This window comes from Pseudomonas sp. McL0111 (assembly GCF_052567255.1).
Map to the genome: position 1 here is coordinate 775,452 of NZ_CP199585.1, position 22,886 is coordinate 798,337.

A 22,886-nucleotide genomic window follows, 5' to 3' on the forward strand; every position below is an offset into this window, starting at 1 on the left:
TCAGAACGCGTAACGCACTTTCGCCGTGAAGCTGTCGGAGTCAAAACCGGTCGACGTCACATAGTTATACGAACCGCCAACGCTCCAGGCGCCCATGCGGTAATTCGCACCCAGGCCCAGTTCATAGCTGTCACGTACCGGCGTGGTGCCACGGCTGGTGAACGAATCGCCACCCAGTACAAACGATGACGTGGTCGCGACCTTGTCACCAATGAAGTCATGCCAGGCCATCAGTTTTGCCTCTGGCTCAAGACTGCCGGCGCCAACGTCGAATGCCGCCGCCAGGCGCGCACCCACCCCCATCTCACCGACTTCATAACGCTGGCTGCCGACATTCAGTGAAGCCGAACTGCCCTTCTCGCGATACGAATCCATGCCTACGTTTGCGTAACGGGCACCGACCTGCGGTTCAAGCACAACATCAGGCGCCAGTCGCAGGCTGTAACCCGCCAGTGCACTCACACCAAAAACGTCACTGTCGTAATCACCCTTGGCGCGGGTACCGGCGATGTAGCGTTTCGACTCGTTGTCGTTCCAGCCGTACATCAACGACGAATCGACAAACCAGTTGTCATGCACCCAGTTGCTGTAAACCGTCAGCGCATGGCCGGTCACTTTGGTTTTGCTGCCGAGATCGGATTTCACATCGGTATCGAGGTAGCTGTACGCCAGACCCAGGGTTGTATCGGCGTTCAACTGGCCATCGGCACCGACCGCGATCCCGTGGCTGTCGGCGTCATAACCGGCAACGCCACGGCGCTCATCCTGATTCGCGTCGCTGCTCAGCGCTTGCAGCCAGACACCTTTTCCCGGTGAGCCTGCGGTCGAGCGTGCACGGCTGGAACGATCATTGATGACACCCGAGACCAGCGTCTGACTGTTGGTGGCCGCGCGAAGCACACCACGGCTGACATCGGGGCTGAGTGTCTCGGAAAGACGCGCAAGTTCAGCATCGGTGGAAGCATTGGCGAACGCCTGGAACACCGGGTCCTGCTCGTCAATCCGCGACATCACACTGGAAAAACGCCCCACCGCCGTCGCGGCGTTACGACTGCCACCAACCGCCAGAGTGTTGTCGGCCAGCACTTGATCGGACTTGGCCGTGACCACCGTCGTGATGTCATTGCCTGCCACACCGAAACTCTTCACATCGAGCAGTGCGGAAGTAGAGGTCACAGTCAGATTGCTGCCGCCAATCAGATTCCCCGAACTGATCAAGGTGTAACGCGTACCGCCCGGGGACACCCGGAAGTCGCTGGAACGTGCCAACAATCGTAACTGCGCACCCGGCGCAATGTCGGTGGTGCCGGTTACTTTCAACACCGGCAATGCCGGATTGGTGTCGTTGCCCAGGTACATCTCCAGCACGGAATTGGATTCTTCCATGTCGAAGTCGCCGATGATCGTGGTGTGCGGTCGCACCAGGGTCAGCGTGCCTTCTTCAATCGTGACGTAGCCGGACTTGATGATCGAACCGTCGAAGGTGGCATCGCCATCGATCTTCACGCCGGACAGCCCGAGGATGTCGCCCCTCACCGTTCCGCCGAAAAAGTCGAAGTAGCTTTGGCCATCATCGACCTGAATGGCCGCCTTACCGCCCTCGATCAGACCGGTCAGTTGGTAAATGGAGAAGGGGTTGCCAGTCGCCGGTTGGCCACTGACGTGTACACCGATGGACTCGCCGGAAATCGTGCCGTAGTTGCTGAGCATTAAGCTGTTCGAGCCGGACGATCGATCAAAAGTCACTCCCTCGATGGTGAGAGCCTCGGCATCGGCACCGCTGGCTCGAATGGTACCGGCATTGTAAATCCCGCCCTTGAGCGTGGCACCGTCAAGAAACACGCCCAATGCATCCGTGCCGTTGGCGGTGACAGTGCCTGTATTACTGATCCCGTTCGTGTGGGAGTGCACCACCATCACACCGGTGGCGGTAGCGCCACTGACATCGATCAGACCGTCATTCATAACCGAACTGCCCAGCGTACTTCCCAGGATGGAAATACCCGTCGAGCTGCCGGTTGCTGCCAACCCATGAACCGAAATCGAGCCGGCGTTGATCAGACCCAGCGTGATATTGCTGTCCACTACACCGGACGCGCCGATATTCAGCCCCACACCATTCGTGGCGCCATCGATACGGATGCTGTCGTTGTTACGCAATTGCCGCGCTCTCAGCCCCATGAACTGCGCGCCATAAGTCAGGCCTGGAGCCGCAACAGGCGTAGCGTTCAAATTGCCGTGCAGGTCGACCAGATTGGTTGTGTTAAGCAGATTGCTGTTCAACGGAGCGCTGCTGATGTCGTAATTGAAATCAGCCAAAGCGGTTGAAGAGTCAAGAGCGGCGGCAGTAATGGAAAGCGCCAGCAACGAGCGGCGCAAGCGAGCAGTGTTCAATGAGATTCCCTTCCGAAACATAAAAGCAGTTTCAGCAGGGTCACATGTCAATCAGGCATCCCTACCGTCCCGCCAGAGTCATCAAGTGCGGGCGCGGGGAATTTACACGAGCCATCATTTCGACACCATTAAAATGTCAAAGAGATGGCGTCAGATATTGGTTTATTTGAAAAAGGGAAATTGCCATCGCTGGCAGGCCAGCTCCCACAAGGATTTGAGTGATCAGATCGAAATTGGTCGGCTGTCAGGTCGCCATCGCGAGCAGGCTCACTCCTACAGAAAAACAAGTCAACCTGCCCACCGCGTTGCTTTTAACCACTCACAGGATGAGCGTTAGCTCGGCTGTGCTCTTGATCTTGATCTGCAAGGTCCGTCGGCAGGCTGAGTGGAGGGATTCATTCGGGGGTGGGCGCGAAGCGCCGTTCGACGAAGTCGAACAGATCGAGAGGAGGTGCAGCGCAGCAAACCGTAGGCGATCCCCCCGGATGAGTCCCGGAGCGAAGGAACCCGAGCCACAGCGAGGGCCGAACGCCAGGACAAAGCCTTTTTGGTTACTTTTTCGGCGCCTGGAAAAAGTGACCCGCCGTAAGGGCGGAACCCTAATCAGCCATCACCCAAAAAACGGATAAACATAACGATCACCCAACCCGATGATCCTTAACCTTGGGAAACAAATTATCCAGAGTCTCCAACAACCGAACGTGATAAATCGGCTTGCGAAACAGATCCAGCACCTGCAACCGCAACATGTCACTCACATCCTCCATATCCGCATGCCCTGACGTCACGATCACCGGCAAATGCTGACGCGAAGTATGCTCACGCAACCGCTTGATCAACGACATGCCACTTTCTTCCGGCATCCGCAGATCAGTAATCACCAATGCGATATCAGGATTGCGCGTCAGATGGTGCAAGGCGAGCTTCACCGAAGTCGCAGTGAAACAGGTGAAGCCCTCACCCTCCAGCAACTCTGCCAGCTCCAGCAACGCGTCCTCTTCATCGTCAACCAGAAGCAACTGTTGGCGGGGTATCGAGGAAGCAGTCATGGGCAATACCTGAAAACTGAGAGTGGAACCGAGTGTAGCCGGACATTCGTCATGCGCGACCGAATGCGCTCAAGGCGTCTGCACCGGAGCCGTCTGCGCGGTGCCACCCAACGCCACCAGAATGTTGTTGAAAATCCCCAGCACCTTGGCGCCCACCGGCGTCACGAATATCACCACCACGACCGCCACCATCGCCACCACAATCGCGTACTCGATGGCCGACGCGGCTTCGGTGCTCGCCATGAACAACCGTGCACGCAACATCAGGTATTCAAAGAGCATGGAAGTTCTCCTTCGTACCGGTCTTCACCCCGGCAGCAGAAATCCAATGACCCGGGCAATGCCTGCGCGCGCTTTTCAGCGACCGCAAACAGGCATTGACGGAAGGGATGGATGATTCGGTTTAAGGCAGCGTCGGTCTGGTGACCGCCGTACCACCTAGAGCGGTCAGGACGTTGTTGAAGATGCCCAGAACCTTGTTGCCGACCGGTGTCACGAACACCACGACGACCACCGCGACCATCGCCACCACAATTGCGTACTCAATCGCCGATGCGCCTTCGTCACTCTTGAGGAAAAGCCGAACCCGGGCCACTAAATAGTCAAGAATCATACGAAACATACGTCTACTCCTTCGCGCCTCTGGCGCCGATGTAACGCTACAGCGGCAAGGTTCCACCGTGCTATCAAAGCATTGTCAACAAACCCCCGGTCAACAACTGTAAGAACGGATTAATCACAAAGAATTAATCCATTGGTGACTCGCAATGATTCAACTGTTAATTGGCCAAGACCCATACTTTAGTGAGTTATTTTCCTGTCAGTAATGGCGTTTTGGTGCGGATCAGCTAGCTTGGAAATAGCGAAATAGTTGCATGTTCATAGCTGCCCGCTTGCGAAATTCTCTCGTCAGGAAATGCGGTAGTCAGTGCAGCAGGAAAGGGAGAGCCGTCATGAACAGTCGCGTCACCATGGGTCTTGCAGCGGTACTTCTGCTTGGGGCAATTTTTGTCGGTTACTGGGGGCTGGTACTCAGTCGCCAACCGACGGTACCTGTTGCCCAGGCACCTGCCGCGCCGATCACCAGCGTTGATAAAACCATTGCCACCGCCGAAGACCAGACCCGCCAACCGGTGGTTGTACTGATCCACGACGTGCAGCCCTTCACCCCTCTTACCGCCGCCGATGTCGCCGTGGAAAAACTGCGCAATGCGCCCGCCGGCAGTTTGAGCAACGTCGATCAGGCCGTTGGCCGCAAACCCTGGCGGCACCTGAGTGCCGGCACCTGGCTCAACGACGAAAGCTTCGAGGCCGGTGGCGCACTGGCACGGATGATTCACAGCGATGAACGTGCGCTTACCGTAGCGGTTGACGAAGTGATCGGCGCAGCCGGGCAACTGATTCCCGGTGACTACGTCGATGTGCTGTTGTACCTGCGTCAGGACGCCAGCAACTTGCAGCAGTCAGCACAGATTGTCGTGCCCGCCATGCGTGTCCTCGGTGTCGGCGACCAATACGGCCTGACCAACGATGGTCAGCCCGCCACACCGGCCCTGAGCGGCGACGACAAGATCAAACAGGATCAACGCCGGGTCGCCGCGCGCACCGTGGTGCTGGCGGTGCCCGAGCAACTACTGAGCCGGATGATGCTCGCCACCCAGGTCGGCACCTTGCGCCTGGCGGTACGCAGCAGCGACGAGCAGCGTCTGGCCAAGTACTGGGCGGGTGAAAACCAGTCGCCAACCCATCTGGACAATGCCAACAGCCAGCTCTTCCAGTTTACTCAACTGGCCTTGGGCAGCGGCCCGAAAGCGCCGCCCACTGGAGGTGGCGTGCGGCGGGCGATGGAAGTGATTCGCGGCAATCAGATTTCCCAACAAACCCCATGACTGAGCAAGGATTCAAGTGCATGCAGAGTCGATTCCGGCCGACATTAAAACCTGTGCTCCGGGCCTTGATACTGATGGGACTGTCGATCAACGCTGCTTTTGCGGCCACCGGCAATTGCTCGGCACTCGGTCGCATGTCGCCAGTGATCGAGATTGGCCAGGGCTTCCAACAGGACATTCAATCGCCGGTGCCGATCACCCGTGTGGCGATTGGCGATCCGAAAATCGCCGACGTGCACGACACCGGCAGTTCGTCGTTTCTGCTGACGGGCGTTGCGCCCGGCGCGACCAGCCTGATGGTCTGGACTTCATGCTCAAGTGAGCCACGTCAGAGCATGGTGTTTGTTCAGGGCGCCGCCACCGCCGCCATGACCAACCTCGGCCGGGTTCCTTCGGATGACCCGACGTTGCCGTCGCAAGTACAGACCGACATCCGCTTCGTCGAAGTCAGTCGCACCAAACTCAAGGAAGCCACCGCTTCGCTGATCGGTGCCCGGGGCAACTTCCTGTTCGGCTCCCCCGGCACACTGCCGCCCATCAACGGTGTTCCACAGCCACGATTGCCGGTGGACAACTCGCTGTTCAACTTTTCGTGGATTGGCGGCAAGACCATGGCGATCATCAATGCGCTGGAAACCAGCGGCTTCGCCTACACCCTCGCGCGGCCAAGCCTGGTGGCCCTGAACGGACAGAGTGCAAGCTTCCTGGCCGGTGGTGAAATCCCGATTCCGGTACCCAGTTCCGGCAGTGACAACGTGTCCATCGAGTACAAGGAGTTCGGCATTCGCCTGACACTGACGCCGACCGTCATCAGTCACGATCGCATCTCGTTGAAGGTCGCACCGGAAGTCAGCGAACTCGACTACAGCAACGCCGTGCAGATCGCCGGCACCACCGTGCCGGCGCTGACCATCCGCCGTACTGACACCAGCGTTTCGCTGGCCGACGGCGAAAGTTTTGTCATCAGCGGATTGATCAGCACCACCAACAGTTCTGAGGTAAACAAGTTTCCGGGGCTGGGGGATATTCCGGTGCTCGGGGCATTCTTCAAGGGTTCGCAGATCAAGCGCGAAGAGCGCGAGCTGCTGATGATCGTCACTCCGCATCTGGTGCAGCCACTGGCAGCCGACGCACAACTGCCGTCGCTGCCGGGCGAAAAACTGCGCAACTACGACCCGAATTTCTATCGCATGTTCTTCCTCGAAAACGGCAACTTCGACAAGCGTAGCGGGCTGTCCCAATGAGCCAGAACCTGAGCCAGACGTTTCTTGCGATCACCCGCAACAGCACCGATCTGGAATGGCTGCAAAGCGCTCTGGCGCCGCTCGGCCAAGTGGTCAGCGCCGGCGGTGGCAGCCTCGACGAATTGCTCGCGCTGGTCGACGTGACATTCGCCAGTCTGGTGTTCGTCGGCCTCGACCGCGAGCATGTTGTCGCCCAGAGCGCACTGATCGAAGGTGCGCTGGAAGCCAAACCGATGCTGGCGATCGTCGCCCTCGGCGACGGCATGGACAATCAGCTGGTGTTGAATGCGATGCGTGCCGGCGCACGGGACTTCGTCGCCTATGGCTCACGCTCCAGCGAAGTCGCCGGGCTGGTGCGCCGCCTGAGCAAACGCCTGCCACCCGTCGCATCCAACACGCAGTTGGGCGGCCTGACCGTGATGTACGGCGTACAGAGCGGCTCGGACGGCGCGTTGCTGGCCAATCACATGGCGCTGACCGTGCAGAAAAGCGGCCAGCAAACCCTGCTGCTCGACCTGGGATTACCGCGCGGCGATAGCCTTGCCTTGCTGGGATTGGAGAGTTCGTTCCACTTCGGCGATGCCTTGCGCCACCTGCGGCGCCTCGACACCACACTGATCGACAGCGCCTTCACCAGCGCCGAAGCCGGTCTGCGGATTCTCGCTTATGCGAGCAATGACGAGCCGCTGGAAAGCACCAGCGCCGCCGAACTGTTCATGCTCCTCAGCGCGTTGCGCCAGCACTTCCAGCACATAGTGGTGAACCTCACCGGACAGAGCGACAGCGAAGCGCTGCGCACCTTTGTCAGCCACTGCGACAAGCTGCTGTGGTACACCGATCAGAATGTTCTGAACTGCCGGCGCAACCTCGCCGTGCTCAATCAGTGGCGCGAGAAAGGCATGAAACTCGATCACGCGCGCCTGCTGATCGACCGCTACCTGAGCAACGTCGCGCCGAATTCGGAAACCCTCGGCAAGACCTTCAACCTCGAAGTCATCGCCGTACTGGCGGCCAACGCCGAAGTGCGTTTGAACGCACAGAACCAAGGCGTGAGCCTGTTCGAACTGGCGCCCCGCGAGAAACTCACACAGAGCCTGCGTGCCCTCGGTGAACGCTTGGCCAAACGCTCCGAAGGCCTGGCCAAACCGAAAGCCACCTGGTTCGACCGCTTGCGAGGCACCTCATGAGCGCAGAAAAACTCTTTGGTGCAGCGCAACGTTCAGCGGTCGGCAACACAGACCACGAAGGCCTGAAACTGGTGCTGCACCGCTACATCATCGACGCCATCGAAGAGTCCGGGAAAAACCTGCTGGAAGGTTCGCGCCAGCTTCTGGCGCAATTTGTTACCGACAAAGTCGCCGAATACATCGCCCGTCTGCATCTGGCCATTTCACGCTATGAAATGGAGAGACTGGCCGAAGAAATCGTCGACGAGCTTACCGGTTTCGGCCCGCTGGAAGTATTGCTGCGCGATCAGTCGGTCACCGAAATTCTGGTCAACGGCCCGCATCGGGTGTTCATCGAGCGCGACGGTGTGCTGCATCAGAGCGACCTGCGCTTTATCGATGCACACCACGTCGAACGGGTCATGCAGCGGATTCTTGCACCACTCGGCCGGCGGCTCGACGAGTCTTCACCAATGGTCGATGCGCGCCTGCCCGACGGCAGCCGGGTCAACGCAATCATTCCGCCGATTGCCCTCGATGGCCCATGCCTGTCGATTCGAAAGTTTCGCAAGGACATGCTCAAAAGCAGCGACCTGATGGCGATGCAAACCATCGATCTGGGGATTTTCGAGTTCTTTCAGGATGCCGTCGGCAAGCGCTGCAACATCCTCATCAGCGGCGGTACCGGCACCGGCAAAACCACGTTGCTGAACATCCTCAGCCAATTGATCAATCCCCATGAACGTCTGGTGACCATCGAAGACGTTGCCGAATTGCAGCTCGGTCACCCGCACGTCGTGCGTCTGGAAACCCGGCCGCCGAATGCCGAAGGTCACGGCGAAGTGAAGGCCAGCGACCTGATCCGCAACGCCCTGCGGATGCGTCCCGACCGGATCATCCTCGGCGAGATTCGCGGCGTCGAAGTGGTCGACGTGCTCACCGCAATGAACACCGGCCACGACGGTTCGATGAGCACCGTACACGCCAACAACGCGCAGGATGCACTGCTGCGTCTGGAAACACTGGTGGGCCTGACCGGCCGCGCCATCGCCGAGCGAACTCTGCGCCAGATGATCTGCGCAGCACTCGACGTGATCATCCAGCTGACGCGCATGCCCGATGGCCGCCGCTGCGTCAGCGAAGTGGTGGAAGTGGTCGGTATTCGCGAAGACGTCTACGTCACCAACACGCTGTTCCGCCTCGACCGTCGTACCGGTTTTGGCTTCCTGCGGGAAGCGGTCAACCCGGCCGGTGACAAGTTGCGGCACGACGCACATCTGGGCTGACGGCATGGGGCATTCATCATGATTGGTCCGGTCATTCTCATCATCATTTGCCTGATCCTGCTGGGGCTGTCGATCCGCCTGTTTCTGCACGGTGTCCACAAGACCGCCAACGAGCGCGTACTCAACCGACTGGCCGCCGGCCAACCGCAACTGGTGGCGGAGAAGACCAGATGGGTAGGCCTGGAACGGATGTTTCTGCGCGCCGGACTGGGCCGCCCGACCGAACGCTTCGGACTTTGGCTAAGCCTGTGGGCCGTGGCCATCGGCCTCGGTTATCTGCTGTTCGAATGGGTCGGTTTGATCACCATGGTGCTGGCGCCGCCGCTGATTTTGCGGCTGTATATTTCCTTGCTGTATCGACGCCGGTTGAAACGCATGATCGAGCAACTGCCGCAGTTACTAGACCACACCGTGCGCAGTCTGAAGTCCGGGCGCACCCTGAGCGACGCGGTCATGGGCGGCATCGAAACAAGCGACGATCCACTGAAAGCAGCCATGGGCCGAATTCAGCGCAACGTGCAACTGGGGGTCAATCTGCCAGACGCCGTCAGCGACTTTGCCGAGCTTTATGAACAGGACGAACTGCGTATGTTTGCCCTCGGTCTGAAGGTCAACCATCGCTATGGCGGCAACGCCAGTGAGCTGCTGGAAAACCTGATCAAACTGATCCGCGAACGCGATCAGGGCGCCCGCCAACTGGCCGCGATGACCGGTGAAACACGGATGACCGCGTGGGTGCTCGGCGCTCTGCCCGTGATCGTTGTGAGCTACTTCATGCTGACCAATCCCGGCTACATGCTCGGCATGTGGCACGACTCGGGCGGCCAGACCATGTTGATCATCGCGGTGGTGTTGCAGGTGCTCGGATGCCTGGCGCTATGGCGCATGTTGCGGAGTGTCTGAATGGTCTATCTCGCCGCCCTCATGTTATTGCTTGGTGCCCTGTTGCTGGTGGTCAACCACCTGCTGACCGAACGGCGCCGGGTGCGTCAGGTGAACCAGCGGTTGCAGGGCCACCTGGTGCGCGAAAACCGCTTCGGCAACTGGTTGCGCGCATTAGGCGGCAGCCGCTTCGGCCAGCGTTCGGTGAGCATCGACAGCGAAACCCAGACCCTGCTCAGCCGCCTCGGCTGGCGCCGCGCCAGCGAACGTTCACTGTACGCCGCGTTTCAGATCGGCACTCCGCTGCTGACTTTGGGTTTGGCGATATTTCTGCAAGAAGTGTTCTTCCCGCAGGCGGCGCATCCCTGGCTGATGCCGATGCTCGCCGCCGGCGCCGGTTACCTGCTGCCCAAAAGACTGCTGGCCTACGCTGCGGGGCGTCGGCAAAAAATTATCGCGGTGGAAATCTCAACGTTCATCCCGCTGCTGCGCATCCTGTTCGAGTCGGGTATGGCGGTCGAACAAGCCTTGCGCGTGCTCAGCATCGAAGCGCAGAAACTGCTGCCGGAACTGACCAGCGAACTGCGCCTGATCCTCGCCCGTGTCGATTCGGGTCTGGAGCTTGGCCAGGAACTCAACAAAGCCTCGGTGATGCTCGCCGTAGAGGAATTCACTGACACCTGCGTGATCCTCCAGCAACTGATTCAACAGGGCGGCGGCGCGATGAAGTCGCTGCTGGCGCTCAAGCAACTGCTCGATGATCGGCGCCTGACACGGTTGCAGGAATACGTTTCGAAAATGTCGGCAAAGATGTCCGTGGTGATGATGCTGTTTTTGTTTCCAGCCTTGCTGATCGTATTGGCCGGCCCCGGCTTTACTGCAATTACCCGAGCGTTCGCAAACTGACGTGGCTCATGGAGAGCGTTTGATGAAAGTACTGATTGTTTTGGCAAGTCTGTTGATGCTTGGCGGTTGCGCCACAGGTGACCAGGCGCCGTGGACGAGCATGTTGTCACCGTCCAGTTGCAGCAAGATGACTTCGGAACAGGAACTGGCCCTGAACCTGGCCGACGACCTGGCCAACGACGGCAAACTGCACGCCAGCCTGGCCAACCTGCAAAGCCTGCCGGACAACCTCAGCGAAGTACGCCTGCGCAAAGCCAAGGTCTATCGCCTGCTCGGCCGCAGCGAAGCCGAACCACTCTATCGCAGCCTGCTCAATACCTGCCTGACTGCCGAGGCCGAACATGGCCTTGGCCAACTCTATGCCGCTCGTGGCGACAACGGCCAGGCCCAGGCGCACCTGCAACGCGCCGCACGACTGGCACCGACCGATGAGAAGATCCGCAACGACCTGGGCCTGGTCTACCTCAATCAACTGCGCCTCGAAGATGCCCGTTTCGAATTCCTCACCGCCATCGAGCTGAAGCAAAACAACCAATTGGCGACGCTCAATCTGGTGTCGTTGCTGCTGTATCAAAACAACTGGCAACAGGCCGGGGAAATCGTCAGCCGTTCAAAACTGACCCCGGAGCAATTCACCGAAGCCCAGGAACGTGCAGAAAAACTCAAGGCCCCGGTGCCGGCCAAACCGGTACACGGTAATCAGGTAGCCGTAGTCGCAGATCCGCAACCGTCGACGATCAAATAAGGAGACCGCCATGAACGCCCTTAAAGGCCTGTGCTATCTGAGTTTGCTGAGCCTGCCATTGAGCGCGATGGCCATCGACGCGGGACCCGCATCCGCGCAGCAACAGGAAACCGAAGGCTGGCTGGTCCTGCAAAGCCGCAACAAAGTCGCCTCGCCAAAACCACAAGCGTCCACCGCGACCGAACGGGAACTGGCAATGCAGCGCTGGTTGAAAAAATACAAATACGAAATCCCGGACTTCTACGACCCGGATGCGGGCGGGAAGATCGAGACCAAGAATTAGCTGAAGCATTCGCGAGCAAGCTCGCTCCCACAGGAGAATGCATTGCAACTGTGGGCGCGGGCTTGCTCGCGAAGAACGATGACGCGATAAACCCGCCGATCAGATCTGTGGATCAACCCGATCCAGCGCCCGATTCACCGCCAGCTCGGCCAGCATGACAACCTGCTGAATCGCCAGCGCCGTGCTGCGCTGCAACCCACTCAACTCACCAGCGAAATTACTCGCCAGAGCACTGGCAGAGGCCAACGATTCGTAAGCGTGGGCGAGCAGGGTTTCGGTATCGATGTTGGGTGCGACCATGAACATCGTGCTGGGATTGCTGCGTTTTTCTACATCTGGGCTCAGATAGAAATCGAGCGCGCGCTTGATCGCTTCGCGGTCTTTGATGAGCTCTTCGGCGCGGGTGATGTCGGGGGATGGGATTATGGAATCGAGGGGTGGATCGGGGATCAGTTTGTCCATGAAAACTCCTACTTGGCTGAGGAGCCATCTTTTGTCGTTTCCACACAACAAAAGGTGGCAGCTGTACGCAGGGTGGAAAACCGATAGTAGGCAACCGGCCAGACCGAAGTCTGCCCACGCACAGCCGCCGCGACACAGTTTGCAGACGAAAGAAGACGCCGACAATGATTACGGTAACGATGCAATGCAACTACTTGATACAGGTTTCCACACCCGGCCGCTGAATTGGCAGCGACAGCCAAAGACTAGAGAGCAGACGTCCGACGGACAACCTGAAAACCTTGTGGGAAGGTTCTGTAATTTATCCACACGCTTAAACATTAAAAATTGAAATACGCCCATGTAGGAGCTGCCGAAGGTTCGGGCCGCGATCGGACGATCTTTTGATCTGTTTTTAAGAGCAAGATCAAAAGATCCCAGCCTTCGGCAGCTCCTACATGGGAGTTGAGTGCTTTCGGCCAGAAATTGGTCGGCTGTCAGGCCGCCATCGCTGGCAAGCCAGCTCCCACAGGATTCGCGTACAGCCGCAGCGTTGCTCTTCACCACTCAACAGGATGAGCGTTAGCTCGGCTGCAGCTCTTGATCTGAGAGCGCCCGTCGGCAGGCTGAGTGGAGGGATTCATCCGGGGGTGGGCGCGAAGCGCCGTTCGACGAAGTCGAACAGATCGAGAGGAGGTGCAGCGCAGCAAACCGTAGGCGATCCCCCCGGATGAATCCCGGAGCGAAGGAACCCCGAGCCCCAGCGAGCGGGCCGAACGCCAGGGCACAGACCTTTGGTTACTTTGGGGCGTTTGCCAAAGTGACCCGCCGTAAGGGCGGAACCCTAATCAGCCCCACCCGCAGCAACGGATAAACACCCAAACCCCAAAAACCCTCAGTGCGCCGTAACCCGCTGCCGAGCCGCCGAAGCCCCAGGCGACAACGCAAGCGCCAACTGCGTCCGGTTATGCATATGCGTCAACCGCAAAACCTGCGACACATAAAGCTTCACTGTGTTCTCGGTAATCCCCAACTCACAGGCAATCTGATAATTGGTCTGCCCCTTCCCCACCAACCGCGCCACATCCAGCTGCCGCGGCGACAACTGATGAAAAATCTCCGGCATATCCTGCTGCTCAGTCTGAGGCGCATCACCCCCCATCACATCCCGAACAATGACCGAAGGACTACGCCGCACCCTGTCCAGATCCTGATAAATGTCATCAATCGACTCGGAAAGAAACTGCAACTTCTGATTCAAATGCCCCAACTGAACATTCTTGTGCCGCTCCTGCAACGCCACTTCCTGACGCTGCACACCTTCGAGCAACTCATCCAGATCAATCGGCTTCTGATAGTAATCGGCAATCCCGGCACGCAATGCCTTGATCACATCCTGCTTGTCGGCGCGACCGGTGAGCATGATCGCTTCGAACACCCGGCGCTTGCCGCAAATCCGTTGCAGCTCCTGCACCAGTTGAATGCCATCCAGACCCGGCATGTGCAGATCGCACAGCACCAGCCCGATCTCGAGATCTTCGCTGAAACGCTCGATAGCCTCCTGGCTGGACTCGCACGGAACACAGCGATAACCGCTGCTTTCGAGGAACTCGCACAACTCCTCGACGATCAAGGGTTGATCATCGACTACGAGGACTTTTACCGCAGATGTAGGCTTGTTCACGTGCCACTCCATGCTTAGGCCAAAGCTGACCGTTCCTGTACTGCCAGCCTTTGGCTGTATAACCCGCTCACTTTGAAAGTAGACGCACTTTCCGACTATGTACATAGGACTAGTGGCGCCTGGCGACTAGTGGATCCAATGTATCGAAAGCAATACACCCGCCAGCACGAACGGTGCAAATGGCAGCTTTTTTGACACTCCAGGTTCCAGATATCGAAGATGTTCTCTAAGTCGTTGACTCATATGCAGCCAGAGTCTTGGCGCCAGCAGCCACCAGAGCAAACTCGCGACACCCGCGCCGATAAACGCGCACAGAACAAACAGACCGTCCGTCGCAAGGCCCATAGCTGTCATTAATTTCACATCACCGGCGCCCATTCGGCCCATGAAAAACCCCGGCAGTGTCAGCGCCAACGCAATCAGACAAGCCCAGCCGCCCTCCCGCGCAGGAGCACCGAGCCAGGTAGTACCGGTCCACAGCAAATACGCCAGCGCGAGTGCGCCAGCGCCGAAGGTCAACAGGTTGGAAATTCGCCGTTGGCGGGCATCTTGCGCCGCACACAGGGCCAGCCAGGTCAGGAGGATAAAGCTCTGCATCCGGTAAAAACCGTCCGTTTTTGCTGAATGATTCTATGCTGAGAGTACGCAGTGACTGTCAGGGTAGACGCACTCATGAAAACCGGCTTTCGGAAGTCGCAAAAAGGTGCGGTAGCGATTGAGTTCGCACTGGTGTTCGTCATCTTTTTTGCAGTGTTTTACGGCTTGGTCAGCTACAGCTTGCCATTCGTGATGATGCAATCGTTCAACGAAGCCACATCTGAAGCGATACGCCGCAGCGTGGCGGTCGACCCGACGATCCCCAACTATTCAACCGTGGTGGTGAGCACCGCGAACGCCGCCCTGACCCAGCAATTGTCGTGGGTGCCGCCAGTGTTCAATCTGGTGATCGGCACAGACACCAGCGCGGTATTCGCCACGGGTGGTACCAACGGCCCGAACGGCACATTGACCGTGACGGTGAACTACCCGGTCAGCAAACTGAATCAGGTCATACCGTTTCTGGTACTGCCGGGAATCGGTAGCGTGCCCAGCCTGCCCACCACCCTGACCGCCACGTCGAGCCTGCAATTTTGACGGCGGGGGACAACCTCTTCGGGCGCCTGCTCAAACGCACGCCCACTGCGGCATTCGACCTGCCCGACGCACTCGGTTCGCCGCCAGTGGGGTTGAGCATTTTCATGGACAGCGACGGCGGCGTCCTGCAAATGGCCGGCCCTTTGCGGCATCTGTTGGTGCAACAGAAGCCACACGGTCAGCCCTTGCCGCTGAACACCTATTTACGCCCTCACAGCACACTGGCCATTCACGGTCGCCCGCTGGACTGGCAAGGGCAAATGCTCGATCTGGATTTTCCCTGCCTCGGCGAGCAGACCTTGCACCTGCGCGGCTGGGTGTTGCCCTCGGGCAATGGCTGGTTGTTGCAATTGCTCGATATAAGTGACCTGCTGCTCGAACGCCAGCAATCACGCCATCGTGAAGCCTGCCAATTGATCGCCGGGCAGATCAGCGAGCAACTGCGCGCTTGCAGCCAGAGTCGCTTGCCGGTGGTGGTCAGTGAACAATTGCAGGTGCTCGCCCAGCGCTGGCATATCCCGTGTATCGCCCTCGCGCTGCTCGATGAAGAGGAACAAGGCTGGCAGATTTATCGCCAGTTCCGCGCCCACGATGCACCGGCCTTGTGGCATGACGGCCAGCAACTGGGCACGCCACTCGACAGTCTGAACGGCAGCGCGCCGCAACGTGTAGGCGCGCATCATGGTCTTGATGAGCACACACGGGTACAGAGCCTGTTCGGCAGCTCCGACGGTTTTGCCGTGCCTTACAGCGATGATCGCGGTGTGGTGGCCTGGTTGCTGTGTGGTTTTTACCCGGCGGATCAGGCCATGTCGTATCTGGCTGATCGCGACTGGATGCTGCTCGGCGGTGCGCTGGCCGGGCCGCTGCTCGCACGCTTGCGCGAGCAACAGCATCATCAGCAAATGGAGCGTCTGGAGTCGCTGCAGTTTCTGCTCGACACCGGTTGGTGGGAAATCCTCGCCACGGGCGAGCACATTCAGTTGGCACCGTCGCTGACCACAGCCCTGCACCAGCAATCCTCAACCCTGACACTCGAAGACTGGCTGGCGCTGATCCACCCCGCCGACCGCGAAGAGCTGCGCAGCCGCTTGCATGCCCTGCAACAACACGGCGAAACCCTGAACCTGTGCGTGCGCCTGCACCAATCTTCGTCAGAGCAAGCACTGGCGTGGTATCGCGTTCAGGGACAAGTCGCCGGCTCAGGCAGTCAACGGCGACTCGTCGGCTTCATGCTCGACATCAGCGACATCAAGAACCAGCAGCAACTCGCCGCCGCTGCCCATGCGCGTCTCGATAATCTGATCGCCAGTTCGCCGGCAGTAATTTATGTGCAGCATTACGTCGAGGGTGCATTGCTCCCGACATTCTTCAGCGCCAGCCTGCAACCATTACTCGGCTGGAGCCTCGCCGATTGCGCTGCCGGCGCGCTGGTGCAGATGATCCACCCGGATGACCGCGATCTGTATTTCGAACGCACTCGCCAATTACTGCGCGAAGGCTCGGTGCGCGCACGTTATCGGCTGCGCGACAGTTCCGGGGCTTATCACTGGCTGCTTGATGAGGCCCGATTGTTACGCAACGACCTCGGCATCCCGGTGGAAGCGGTCGGCCTGTGGCTGGACGTCACCGAAGCAACGCTGGCCGCCGAACAGGTCAAGCAGAGCGAAGAACGCTATCGGATTCTGGTGGAAGATTCGCCGGCGATGATTTGTCGTTATCGCCCGGACCTGACCCTGACCTTCGGCAACAAACCGTTGGCGACTTATCTGGAATGCACTGCCGAAGAATTACCGGGGGTCGATCTGGGCAGCTGGATGTCCGATGAGCAGCGCGCCGCGTTCGTGCAGCGCCTGTCGTTGCTGACGCCTGAGTTGCCGGTGAGCACTGCGGAAATCAGCCTGCAATTGCCGGGGCGTGAACATGCGTGGTGGGTCTGGTCGGATCGCGGCGTGTTTGACGAACAGGGGCAACTGATCGAAGTGCAAGCGGTCGGCCGCGACAACACCGAAGTGCGCCGCTCGCAGCAACAACTCACGCAAAGCGCAAAAATGGCCACCCTCGGCGAGATGGCCACCGGTCTGGCCCACGAGATCAATCAGCCGCTGAACGTGATGCGCATGGCCATCGTCAACGTGCTCAAGCGCCTGGGCAACGGCGATGTGCAGATCGATTACCTGACCGACAAACTCAATCGCATCGACGCCCAGGTGCAGCGCGCGGCGAAAGTGGTCGATCACATGCGCGTGTTCGGGCGGCGTTCGGAGATCGAGCAGCAACTGTTCAACCCGGCCTCAGCCATCGAAGGCACGCTGTCGTTGCTGGCCGAAGGCATGCGCGGCAAAGGCGTGGATCTGCGCATCAGTGAGACCGGGTTTGCGGTGCAGGTGCGTGGTTATGTCGATCAGCTGGAGCAGGTGTTGATCAACCTGATGGTCAACGCCCGTGATGCGCTGCTCGGCAAACGCGAGAAGGACTCGACGTTCAAGCCATGGATATCGATCTACGCCGAGCGCGATGAGCTGAAGGTGCGGCTGTGGGTCGAGGACAATGGCGGCGGCATCGACCCGCGTTTGCTGGAGCGGATTTTTGAGCCGTTCTTCACCACCAAACCGGTGGGCGTCGGCACGGGGTTAGGGCTGTCGGTGAGCTATGGGATCATCGAGAACATGGGCGGATTGTTGAGCGTGCGCAATTCGGTGGAAGGCGCACGCTTCTGCATCGAATTGCCCATCGCGCCGGACGCTTAGATAACCAGATAAGCCTTGCCGGTCTGGCCGCAGGTCATGTTGGCGCCGACATCGACGTCCATCAGGTTGATACCCAGCAGATTGAGCAGATTGTTCAGCAACGGGTCGAGTAATGGGCTCAACAGGTTGGTGATCAGCGGCTGAAGAATCGTCGTGACTGCGCTGATCAAACCCGCCACGCCGGCCACGATGGACCCCAACGGATTGCTGCCCAGCGGTTTGTAAACAATCAGATTGATCCCCGCCAGCGTGTTTGCGAGGCTATTGACGATATTGCTGCTGGGGGCGGCAGAGATCACGCTCGGCGGCAGTTTGAGATTGGCCGGCGTAGCGAATGGGGTGCTGCTGGAATACACCAGGTCCTGAGTGTTTTGCGCGACGCTGGTATTGACCATGATCGCAATGCCCCCGGCGCCGTATTGAACATGCGTGGACTCATCGCAACTGCCGATCCCCAGAATCTTGTGACAGGTCACCGTGCCGAGATCGACCAGCGGCAGCGGTGTGACTGTCGGCTCGGCAACCGAAGAAAAGGCGTTGGTCGGGTCGATCTTGCCGACCTTGAGGTCGGCGATTGAGGTGATGGTGTGGGCTGTCAGGCTTTTGGTGCCGGTGGTTGCGGTCGTCGGGCAACTGTAATCGGTCACGTAGCTGATGGCGCCACCGGCATCCAGAGCGATGTCGATTTCCGGGGACGGCAGCAACAGTGGATCAAGTTGTTCGCAACCGGCACCGAGCAGGCAACCGACCGAGTTCAGCGTGGCGACCAGGTTCAGGCTCAGCAATGCGTTCAGGGTTGGAGTCAATGTGCCGACCAGTCCGAGTACGGCGTTGACCAGCCCGGTCACGCCGGTCAGCACTGGCAGGTTCACCGAAAGCAGCGTGCGAATCTGCGCCGTGCGCACATAGATCTGATTCGGCCCGGTGGGGTTGGCCTTGGCCAATGCCGGATCACCAATCGCGGAGAACTGCGGCGGCTCGATCACTTTGACCCGCACCGTCACATTCGCCAGCCCCAGCACGTTGATCGGTAACGTCGCCGCCACTGCGCTTTTGCTGTTGGCCAACTGGATGACACCCTGAATCAGTTGCAGCAATTGCAGGTTGGCATCCAGCCCCGCCGCTGTGGTGCCGGTCTGCAATTGCAGAATGTCACCGAGCTTGATCGGCGCCGCGTTGATCGCAGCTATTTGCAGATTGCCCAGCGCGGTCATCACATCTGCCGTCGCGCCGTTGAGTTGCACCACCGTCGCCGCTGCCTGAATCAGTTGCGTTACCGTGGCCTGGGTGTTGAGCAACTGGGTGTAATTGCCGGCGGCCACGTTGAGATTGATCGCCAGTTGGTTCAAGTAACTGAGCAGATTGACATCGGTATTGAGCAGCCCGTTCCAGCCCAGCGCCGAGAGGTTGACGCCGCCGCCGAGCAGCCCGGAAAAAACCGAGTTGAGAATGCTTGATTGAGCCGTGCTGATGTTCACCAGCGTACTGCGGATGTTCAATTGTGCGACCGTCGGTTGCGGCTTGCCCGCGACAGCAAAAGCGTTGAGCGTGGTGTTGAGACTGACCGGCGCGCCAGTGAATAACGCCTGCACACCGCCGGCAAAACTGGTGGTCACCGTACGACTGGCGACGACTTTTACGGCTACCGCCTGGGTCGCATCGACGGTAAAACTGCGCAGCCCGGTGGCCGCTGTCACTAACGTGCCGCAGGTGGTGACGAGGGTATTGTTGGTATCGACGGTAAAGCCATTGCGCACCGCACTTTGGCCTACATAAGTGGCGGCGGTCAGGCCGGGCAGGCAATTACCGCCGCGACTGATGGCTTCCAGTGCGGCGTTATCCACCACACGCTGCAACTTGCGCTGTTCAAGGTACAGCCGACCGGTATCGACCACCAGCAGCATCAACACCACCGCCAGACTTAGGGTGGCGGCCGCCATCAAGCCGATAGCCCCGCGTTGCCGGGTCGGGCTATTGAACTGCGAACGAGGCGACATGGCGCACTCCTTTGCCGGCGCACTGCCGAGCGCTACCTCCATTGGTGAGATTGAGTGTAGACGGGGCTGGTGGCTACGCGCCATTTGATGCTGCGCAAAACCCTGTGGGAGCGAGCTTGCTCGCGAAGGCGTCGTGTCAGCTAAATCCATATTGAATGACACAGCGCTTTCGCGAGCAAGCTCGCTCCCACAAGGGATGTTTGTCAGGCAAAAAAATGGGAGCCTCTTGGGCTCCCATTCCGTAAACAAACCTAGCGCGGTGGATAGTTGGAGAGGATGCGCGTCACGGTTTCGCGGATGGCGTTGCTGCGGTCGGTCGGGTTCGGCGTGCTGCTGAGCATTTGTTCATCGCTGCCGCGCCACACCAGTTTGCCGTCCTTGCCGTCGAGCAGGTCGATCTGAATGGTCGCGACCTTGTAGGTGATGTTGCGGGTTTCGTTGTACATCGGCGCGCCCCAATAACCGTTCCACGGGCCGCCCCAGCCGCCGCCGTAGTTGGTGGTCACTTGCTGCTGGCGATCCTCGACAATCAAGTAAGTCTGCACACTCAAATCACCCTTGGCGCCCGCAGCGGCGGGACGCAGGCCACGTTGATCAAGCTGATCGGTGACGGCCTGACGGATGCGTTGCTCGGTCAGGTCACTCTTGATCCGTGGATCATCGGGGCGATATTGCAGGGCGGGATCTTTCCAGCTCCAGTTGCGATAAGCGGCAAAGTCGCGGCTGGCATCGAAGTCATGATTGACCTGATTGGCCGCACAAGCGCTGAGCAGTGCAGCCATGGCGATTAAAGCGAGACGGCGGAACATGGGGTTTCTCCGGTTGAAGACATGAACCTGCGGCAGCTTCATTTGCATGAAACTAACCCGGAGGATACGCCGACATGGCCTTTTCCACAGCCTGCCGAATCGCATCGGTGCGATCGATTTCGCTGCCCTTGTTGCCGGTTTCGGCGCTGGCACTCCAGACCGGCTGCCCGGTACCGGCATCAAACAGATCTACCTGCACCACCACAACCTGCTCCTGATAAGTACGCACCACGGGCACGCTGTTGTACATCCCGTAACCCCGGCCATAACGGTCATAGCCGCTGTATCCGCCGTAGTAGCCGGAGTCGTCCTGGACCTGACGCAAACGGGTTTCCAGACGCAGATTGGCGCTGACCAACAGATCGGCCGGGCGATTGTCATGCAACGGACGCAAGCCGCGCTGGTCGAGGGCATTGCTCACCGCTTCGGCCACTTGCGCCGAATCCGCCCATGCCGTGCCCGGCGGCAGTTGTCCGTTGAGCCAGGCCCAACTGCGGTAGCGGCCATAGTCGCGTGGTGGCGCCGGATACGCACTGCGGTCAAAAGTGTTGGCCGCTTGCGGCGGAGCCGGCGGCAATGGCAGCGACTGCGCCACATACGGGTTGCTGCCCTCACAGGCGGCCAGCCCCAGACAGATCAGCAGTAACCCGGATTGAGCTTTCATGTGGTGCTCCGATCAGACCGGCCGACAGATCCAGTGCAAATAACGCCCAAGTCCGGCGAAGCTTGGGTGACGACGATGAGCAAGTTCCATCTCCAGCAAATCCACGAGTTCGGCGCGGGCCTGGAATTCCACTGGCATGTAGTCGTGGAAAACCCGTATCCCGCTCTGACTTTCGACCTGCCACATTCCTTCGAGTTGCGTCGCCAGTTCCCGCGGATCAAGCGGCATCTGCGGGGTCAGGCTCTGCTTCTCACCGGCCATGTCGTTCTTGCGCATTTTCTTGAAATGGCCTTTGAGCAGGTTGCGGTAGATCAGCGCATCACGGTTGTAGAACGCCAGCGACAGCCAGCCGCCGGGCTTGGTCAGTTGATGCAGGACCGGCAGGATCGCGTGGGGTTCGGCCAGCCATTCGAGCACGGCGTGGCAGATCACCAGATCGTACGGTTCGGTGAGCTGGCCGAGCAGTTCCTGCCAGGGCGCCTGAATGAACGTTGCGGTTTGCCCGGCTTCGGCGAAGCGCTGGCGTGCGCCTTCAAGCATCGGTTCGGCTGGCTCGCTGAAGGTCACGTCGTGCCCGCGTTCGGCCAGCCACAGCGACATGTGGCCCAGACCGCCGCCTATATCCAGCACGCGCAACGGCCGATCCGGCAGTGCCTCGGCAAGGTCGGCCTGCAATACCGCAAGGCGAATGGCACCCTTGGCGCCGCCGTAGATTTTTTCGGCGAAACGCGTCGCCAACTGATCGAAATGACGGTCGCTCATCAACTGAATCTCCGTTCACTGTCGGCGAGTTTGCTGCGCACCACTTCATTCATGTCCAGCCCCAGTTCGCTGCACAGCAGCAACAGATACAGAACGATGTCGCCGACTTCTTGCCCGGCATGCGCCAATTTGTCTGCGGGCAACTGGCGCGACTGGTCTTCGGTCAGCCACTGGAAGATCTCCACCAGCTCGGACATTTCCACGCTGGCAGCCATGGCCAGGTTTTTCGGGCTGTGAAATTGCCGCCAGTCATTGCGGTCGCGAATGGCATGCAGGCGTTCGGTCAGTTCAACAAGGTTCATCGGGCTCTCCTGAAGGGGTATAGCTTCGGGGGGAAGCCAGCCGAAGGCAAGGGTCGCCGAGGTTCTTTTATGGGCCAGTGCAAACCCTCTATAGTTGCAGGGAACTCGGCCAGCATTGTTGCGGCCCAAGGCTCAGCTCTTTCATCAGGATGCACACATGCAGGTAGAAAGCTTTTTCGAATGGCTCGGGCAGGCGCTCGGTTCGGTCATCCGTTTTATCGTCGACGGGCTCAGCGGACTGTTCAGCATTCTGAGCCACGCGGGCGGCAATTTTGTCGACGGACTGGCCAAGACGTTGGGCATGGACACGTCGATCATCAGCATCATCGCGCTGATCGTCGGGCTGATGCTGTTGTGGTCGGCGATCCGCGCCTTTATGAATGCTTCGATCATTGCCGGGATCATCTGGCTGTTGCTGGGGTTGTGGTTGTTGAGCTGGATTATTCACTGACACCACCATTCACTGTGGGAGCGAGCCTGCTCGCGAAAGCATCGTGTC

General features: G+C 59.2%; 23 protein-coding genes. 11 read left to right on the forward strand and 12 right to left on the reverse strand.

What is annotated here, in order from left to right; translation table 11 throughout:
• From ACTWLJ_RS03615 to ACTWLJ_RS03630, 4 genes are all read right to left on the reverse strand, one after another.
• Positions 1–2,394: an autotransporter outer membrane beta-barrel domain-containing protein gene (locus tag ACTWLJ_RS03615; RefSeq protein WP_445179895.1), complete on the reverse strand. Its 2,394-nt coding sequence runs from the start codon at positions 2,392–2,394 to the stop codon at positions 1–3.
• Between the two features lie 638 nt (positions 2,395–3,032).
• Complete coding sequence (locus ACTWLJ_RS03620; RefSeq protein WP_445179896.1) at positions 3,033–3,443, reverse strand: response regulator; 411 nt, start codon at positions 3,441–3,443, stop codon at positions 3,033–3,035.
• A 69-nt stretch (positions 3,444–3,512) separates the two neighbouring features.
• Entirely contained in the window at positions 3,513–3,725 is a 213-nt protein-coding gene (locus ACTWLJ_RS03625; RefSeq protein WP_445179897.1) for a Flp family type IVb pilin, read from the reverse strand.
• 121 nt (positions 3,726–3,846) lie between these two features.
• Positions 3,847–4,056, reverse strand: coding sequence for a Flp family type IVb pilin (locus tag ACTWLJ_RS03630; RefSeq protein WP_401216124.1), 210 nt, complete (start codon positions 4,054–4,056; stop codon positions 3,847–3,849).
• A gap of 340 nt (positions 4,057–4,396) precedes the next feature.
• Here ACTWLJ_RS03630 and cpaB point away from each other — a divergent pair, with 340 nt between their 5' ends.
• From cpaB to ACTWLJ_RS03670, 8 genes are read left to right on the forward strand one after another with little or no spacing between them, the layout of a single operon-like run.
• Positions 4,397–5,332: a Flp pilus assembly protein CpaB gene (gene cpaB, locus ACTWLJ_RS03635; RefSeq protein ID WP_445179898.1), complete on the forward strand. Its 936-nt coding sequence runs from the start codon at positions 4,397–4,399 to the stop codon at positions 5,330–5,332.
• A gap of 20 nt (positions 5,333–5,352) precedes the next feature.
• Complete coding sequence (locus ACTWLJ_RS03640; protein ID WP_445179899.1) at positions 5,353–6,576, forward strand: type II and III secretion system protein family protein; 1,224 nt, start codon at positions 5,353–5,355, stop codon at positions 6,574–6,576.
• The gene (locus tag ACTWLJ_RS03645; RefSeq protein WP_445179900.1) at positions 6,573–7,763 is read left to right on the forward strand and encodes an AAA family ATPase; all 1,191 of its coding nucleotides are present in this window, start codon (positions 6,573–6,575) and stop codon (positions 7,761–7,763) included. The genes ACTWLJ_RS03640 and ACTWLJ_RS03645 overlap by 4 nt, the downstream gene beginning before the upstream one ends.
• Complete coding sequence (locus tag ACTWLJ_RS03650) at positions 7,760–9,028, forward strand: CpaF family protein (protein WP_401216083.1); 1,269 nt, start codon at positions 7,760–7,762, stop codon at positions 9,026–9,028. Before ACTWLJ_RS03645 ends, ACTWLJ_RS03650 begins: the two co-directional genes overlap by 4 nt.
• An 18-nt stretch (positions 9,029–9,046) precedes the next feature.
• On the forward strand, positions 9,047–9,931 hold the full coding sequence (locus ACTWLJ_RS03655) for a type II secretion system F family protein (protein WP_445179901.1): 885 nt from the start codon (positions 9,047–9,049) through the stop codon (positions 9,929–9,931).
• On the forward strand, positions 9,932–10,816 hold the full coding sequence (locus ACTWLJ_RS03660; protein WP_401216081.1) for a type II secretion system F family protein: 885 nt from the start codon (positions 9,932–9,934) through the stop codon (positions 10,814–10,816).
• 22 nt (positions 10,817–10,838) lie between these two features.
• A complete protein-coding gene (locus tag ACTWLJ_RS03665; protein WP_401216080.1) occupies positions 10,839–11,561 on the forward strand; it encodes a hypothetical protein in 723 nt (240 codons plus the stop codon).
• Positions 11,562–11,571: 10 nt separating this feature from the next.
• Positions 11,572–11,844, forward strand: coding sequence for a DUF3613 domain-containing protein (locus ACTWLJ_RS03670; RefSeq protein WP_401216079.1), 273 nt, complete (start codon positions 11,572–11,574; stop codon positions 11,842–11,844).
• Positions 11,845–11,943: 99 nt separating this feature from the next.
• On the opposite strand, the gene ACTWLJ_RS03675 is transcribed toward ACTWLJ_RS03670, so the two are convergent.
• The 3 genes from ACTWLJ_RS03675 to ACTWLJ_RS03685 all read right to left on the reverse strand — a co-directional run bounded on the left by ACTWLJ_RS03675 (position 11,944) and on the right by ACTWLJ_RS03685 (position 14,566).
• Complete coding sequence (locus ACTWLJ_RS03675) at positions 11,944–12,306, reverse strand: DUF6124 family protein (protein ID WP_445179902.1); 363 nt, start codon at positions 12,304–12,306, stop codon at positions 11,944–11,946.
• Between the two features lie 874 nt (positions 12,307–13,180).
• Positions 13,181–13,969 carry a response regulator transcription factor gene (locus ACTWLJ_RS03680; RefSeq protein WP_401216077.1) on the reverse strand — a complete coding sequence of 263 codons (789 nt, stop codon included), beginning with the start codon at positions 13,967–13,969 and terminating at the stop codon, positions 13,181–13,183.
• 126 nt (positions 13,970–14,095) lie between these two features.
• Positions 14,096–14,566, reverse strand: a complete 471-nt coding sequence (locus ACTWLJ_RS03685; RefSeq protein WP_445179903.1) for a prepilin peptidase — start codon at positions 14,564–14,566, stop codon at positions 14,096–14,098.
• 75 nt (positions 14,567–14,641) lie between these two features.
• On the opposite strand from ACTWLJ_RS03685, the gene ACTWLJ_RS03690 reads away from it, so the two are divergent.
• Both ACTWLJ_RS03690 and ACTWLJ_RS03695 read left to right on the forward strand, forming a co-directional pair.
• Positions 14,642–15,103, forward strand: coding sequence for a TadE/TadG family type IV pilus assembly protein (locus ACTWLJ_RS03690; RefSeq protein WP_445179904.1), 462 nt, complete (start codon positions 14,642–14,644; stop codon positions 15,101–15,103).
• The gene (locus tag ACTWLJ_RS03695) at positions 15,100–17,853 is read left to right on the forward strand and encodes an ATP-binding protein (protein WP_445179905.1); all 2,754 of its coding nucleotides are present in this window, start codon (positions 15,100–15,102) and stop codon (positions 17,851–17,853) included. Before ACTWLJ_RS03690 ends, ACTWLJ_RS03695 begins: the two co-directional genes overlap by 4 nt.
• Here ACTWLJ_RS03695 and ACTWLJ_RS03700 read toward each other — a convergent pair.
• The 5 genes from ACTWLJ_RS03700 to ACTWLJ_RS03720 form a co-directional block, all read right to left on the reverse strand.
• On the reverse strand, positions 17,850–19,850 hold the full coding sequence (locus ACTWLJ_RS03700; protein WP_445179906.1) for a pilus assembly protein TadG-related protein: 2,001 nt from the start codon (positions 19,848–19,850) through the stop codon (positions 17,850–17,852). The two genes, ACTWLJ_RS03695 and ACTWLJ_RS03700, sit on opposite strands and share 4 nt — an antisense overlap.
• A gap of 251 nt (positions 19,851–20,101) precedes the next feature.
• Positions 20,102–20,659: a DUF4136 domain-containing protein gene (locus ACTWLJ_RS03705; RefSeq protein WP_401216072.1), complete on the reverse strand. Its 558-nt coding sequence runs from the start codon at positions 20,657–20,659 to the stop codon at positions 20,102–20,104.
• 52 nt (positions 20,660–20,711) lie between these two features.
• A complete protein-coding gene (locus ACTWLJ_RS03710) occupies positions 20,712–21,323 on the reverse strand; it encodes a DUF4136 domain-containing protein (RefSeq protein WP_445179907.1) in 612 nt (203 codons plus the stop codon).
• Positions 21,324–21,335: 12 nt separating this feature from the next.
• Positions 21,336–22,085: a methyltransferase domain-containing protein gene (locus ACTWLJ_RS03715; protein WP_401216070.1), complete on the reverse strand. Its 750-nt coding sequence runs from the start codon at positions 22,083–22,085 to the stop codon at positions 21,336–21,338.
• Complete coding sequence (locus ACTWLJ_RS03720) at positions 22,085–22,387, reverse strand: MazG-like family protein (RefSeq protein WP_007951009.1); 303 nt, start codon at positions 22,385–22,387, stop codon at positions 22,085–22,087. Before ACTWLJ_RS03720 ends, ACTWLJ_RS03715 begins: the two co-directional genes overlap by 1 nt.
• 157 nt (positions 22,388–22,544) lie before the next feature.
• Here ACTWLJ_RS03720 and ACTWLJ_RS03725 point away from each other — a divergent pair, with 157 nt between their 5' ends.
• Positions 22,545–22,838, forward strand: a complete 294-nt coding sequence (locus ACTWLJ_RS03725; RefSeq protein WP_401216069.1) for a hypothetical protein — start codon at positions 22,545–22,547, stop codon at positions 22,836–22,838.
• Positions 22,839–22,886 lie beyond the last annotated feature (48 nt).

What these genes read in the sequence shown, in the direction of transcription:
- ACTWLJ_RS03620 (WP_445179896.1), bottom strand. Translation starts at nt 3,443, where the DNA reads ATGACTGCTTCCTCGATACCCCGCCAACAGTTGCTTCTGGTTGACGAT.
- ACTWLJ_RS03625 (WP_445179897.1), bottom strand. Translation starts at nt 3,725, where the DNA reads ATGCTCTTTGAATACCTGATGTTGCGTGCACGGTTGTTCATGGCGAGC.
- ACTWLJ_RS03630 (WP_401216124.1), bottom strand. Translation starts at nt 4,056, where the DNA reads ATGATTCTTGACTATTTAGTGGCCCGGGTTCGGCTTTTCCTCAAGAGT.
- cpaB (WP_445179898.1), top strand. Translation starts at nt 4,397, where the DNA reads ATGAACAGTCGCGTCACCATGGGTCTTGCAGCGGTACTTCTGCTTGGG.
- ACTWLJ_RS03640 (WP_445179899.1), top strand. Translation starts at nt 5,353, where the DNA reads ATGCAGAGTCGATTCCGGCCGACATTAAAACCTGTGCTCCGGGCCTTG.
- ACTWLJ_RS03645 (WP_445179900.1), top strand. Translation starts at nt 6,573, where the DNA reads ATGAGCCAGAACCTGAGCCAGACGTTTCTTGCGATCACCCGCAACAGC.
- ACTWLJ_RS03650 (WP_401216083.1), top strand. Translation starts at nt 7,760, where the DNA reads ATGAGCGCAGAAAAACTCTTTGGTGCAGCGCAACGTTCAGCGGTCGGC.
- ACTWLJ_RS03655 (WP_445179901.1), top strand. Translation starts at nt 9,047, where the DNA reads ATGATTGGTCCGGTCATTCTCATCATCATTTGCCTGATCCTGCTGGGG.
- ACTWLJ_RS03660 (WP_401216081.1), top strand. Translation starts at nt 9,932, where the DNA reads ATGGTCTATCTCGCCGCCCTCATGTTATTGCTTGGTGCCCTGTTGCTG.
- ACTWLJ_RS03665 (WP_401216080.1), top strand. Translation starts at nt 10,839, where the DNA reads ATGAAAGTACTGATTGTTTTGGCAAGTCTGTTGATGCTTGGCGGTTGC.
- ACTWLJ_RS03670 (WP_401216079.1), top strand. Translation starts at nt 11,572, where the DNA reads ATGAACGCCCTTAAAGGCCTGTGCTATCTGAGTTTGCTGAGCCTGCCA.
- ACTWLJ_RS03675 (WP_445179902.1), bottom strand. Translation starts at nt 12,306, where the DNA reads ATGGACAAACTGATCCCCGATCCACCCCTCGATTCCATAATCCCATCC.
- ACTWLJ_RS03685 (WP_445179903.1), bottom strand. Translation starts at nt 14,566, where the DNA reads ATGCAGAGCTTTATCCTCCTGACCTGGCTGGCCCTGTGTGCGGCGCAA.
- ACTWLJ_RS03690 (WP_445179904.1), top strand. Translation starts at nt 14,642, where the DNA reads ATGAAAACCGGCTTTCGGAAGTCGCAAAAAGGTGCGGTAGCGATTGAG.
- ACTWLJ_RS03700 (WP_445179906.1), bottom strand. Translation starts at nt 19,850, where the DNA reads ATGTCGCCTCGTTCGCAGTTCAATAGCCCGACCCGGCAACGCGGGGCT.
- ACTWLJ_RS03705 (WP_401216072.1), bottom strand. Translation starts at nt 20,659, where the DNA reads ATGTTCCGCCGTCTCGCTTTAATCGCCATGGCTGCACTGCTCAGCGCT.
- ACTWLJ_RS03710 (WP_445179907.1), bottom strand. Translation starts at nt 21,323, where the DNA reads ATGAAAGCTCAATCCGGGTTACTGCTGATCTGTCTGGGGCTGGCCGCC.
- ACTWLJ_RS03715 (WP_401216070.1), bottom strand. Translation starts at nt 22,085, where the DNA reads ATGAGCGACCGTCATTTCGATCAGTTGGCGACGCGTTTCGCCGAAAAA.
- ACTWLJ_RS03720 (WP_007951009.1), bottom strand. Translation starts at nt 22,387, where the DNA reads ATGAACCTTGTTGAACTGACCGAACGCCTGCATGCCATTCGCGACCGC.
- ACTWLJ_RS03725 (WP_401216069.1), top strand. Translation starts at nt 22,545, where the DNA reads ATGCAGGTAGAAAGCTTTTTCGAATGGCTCGGGCAGGCGCTCGGTTCG.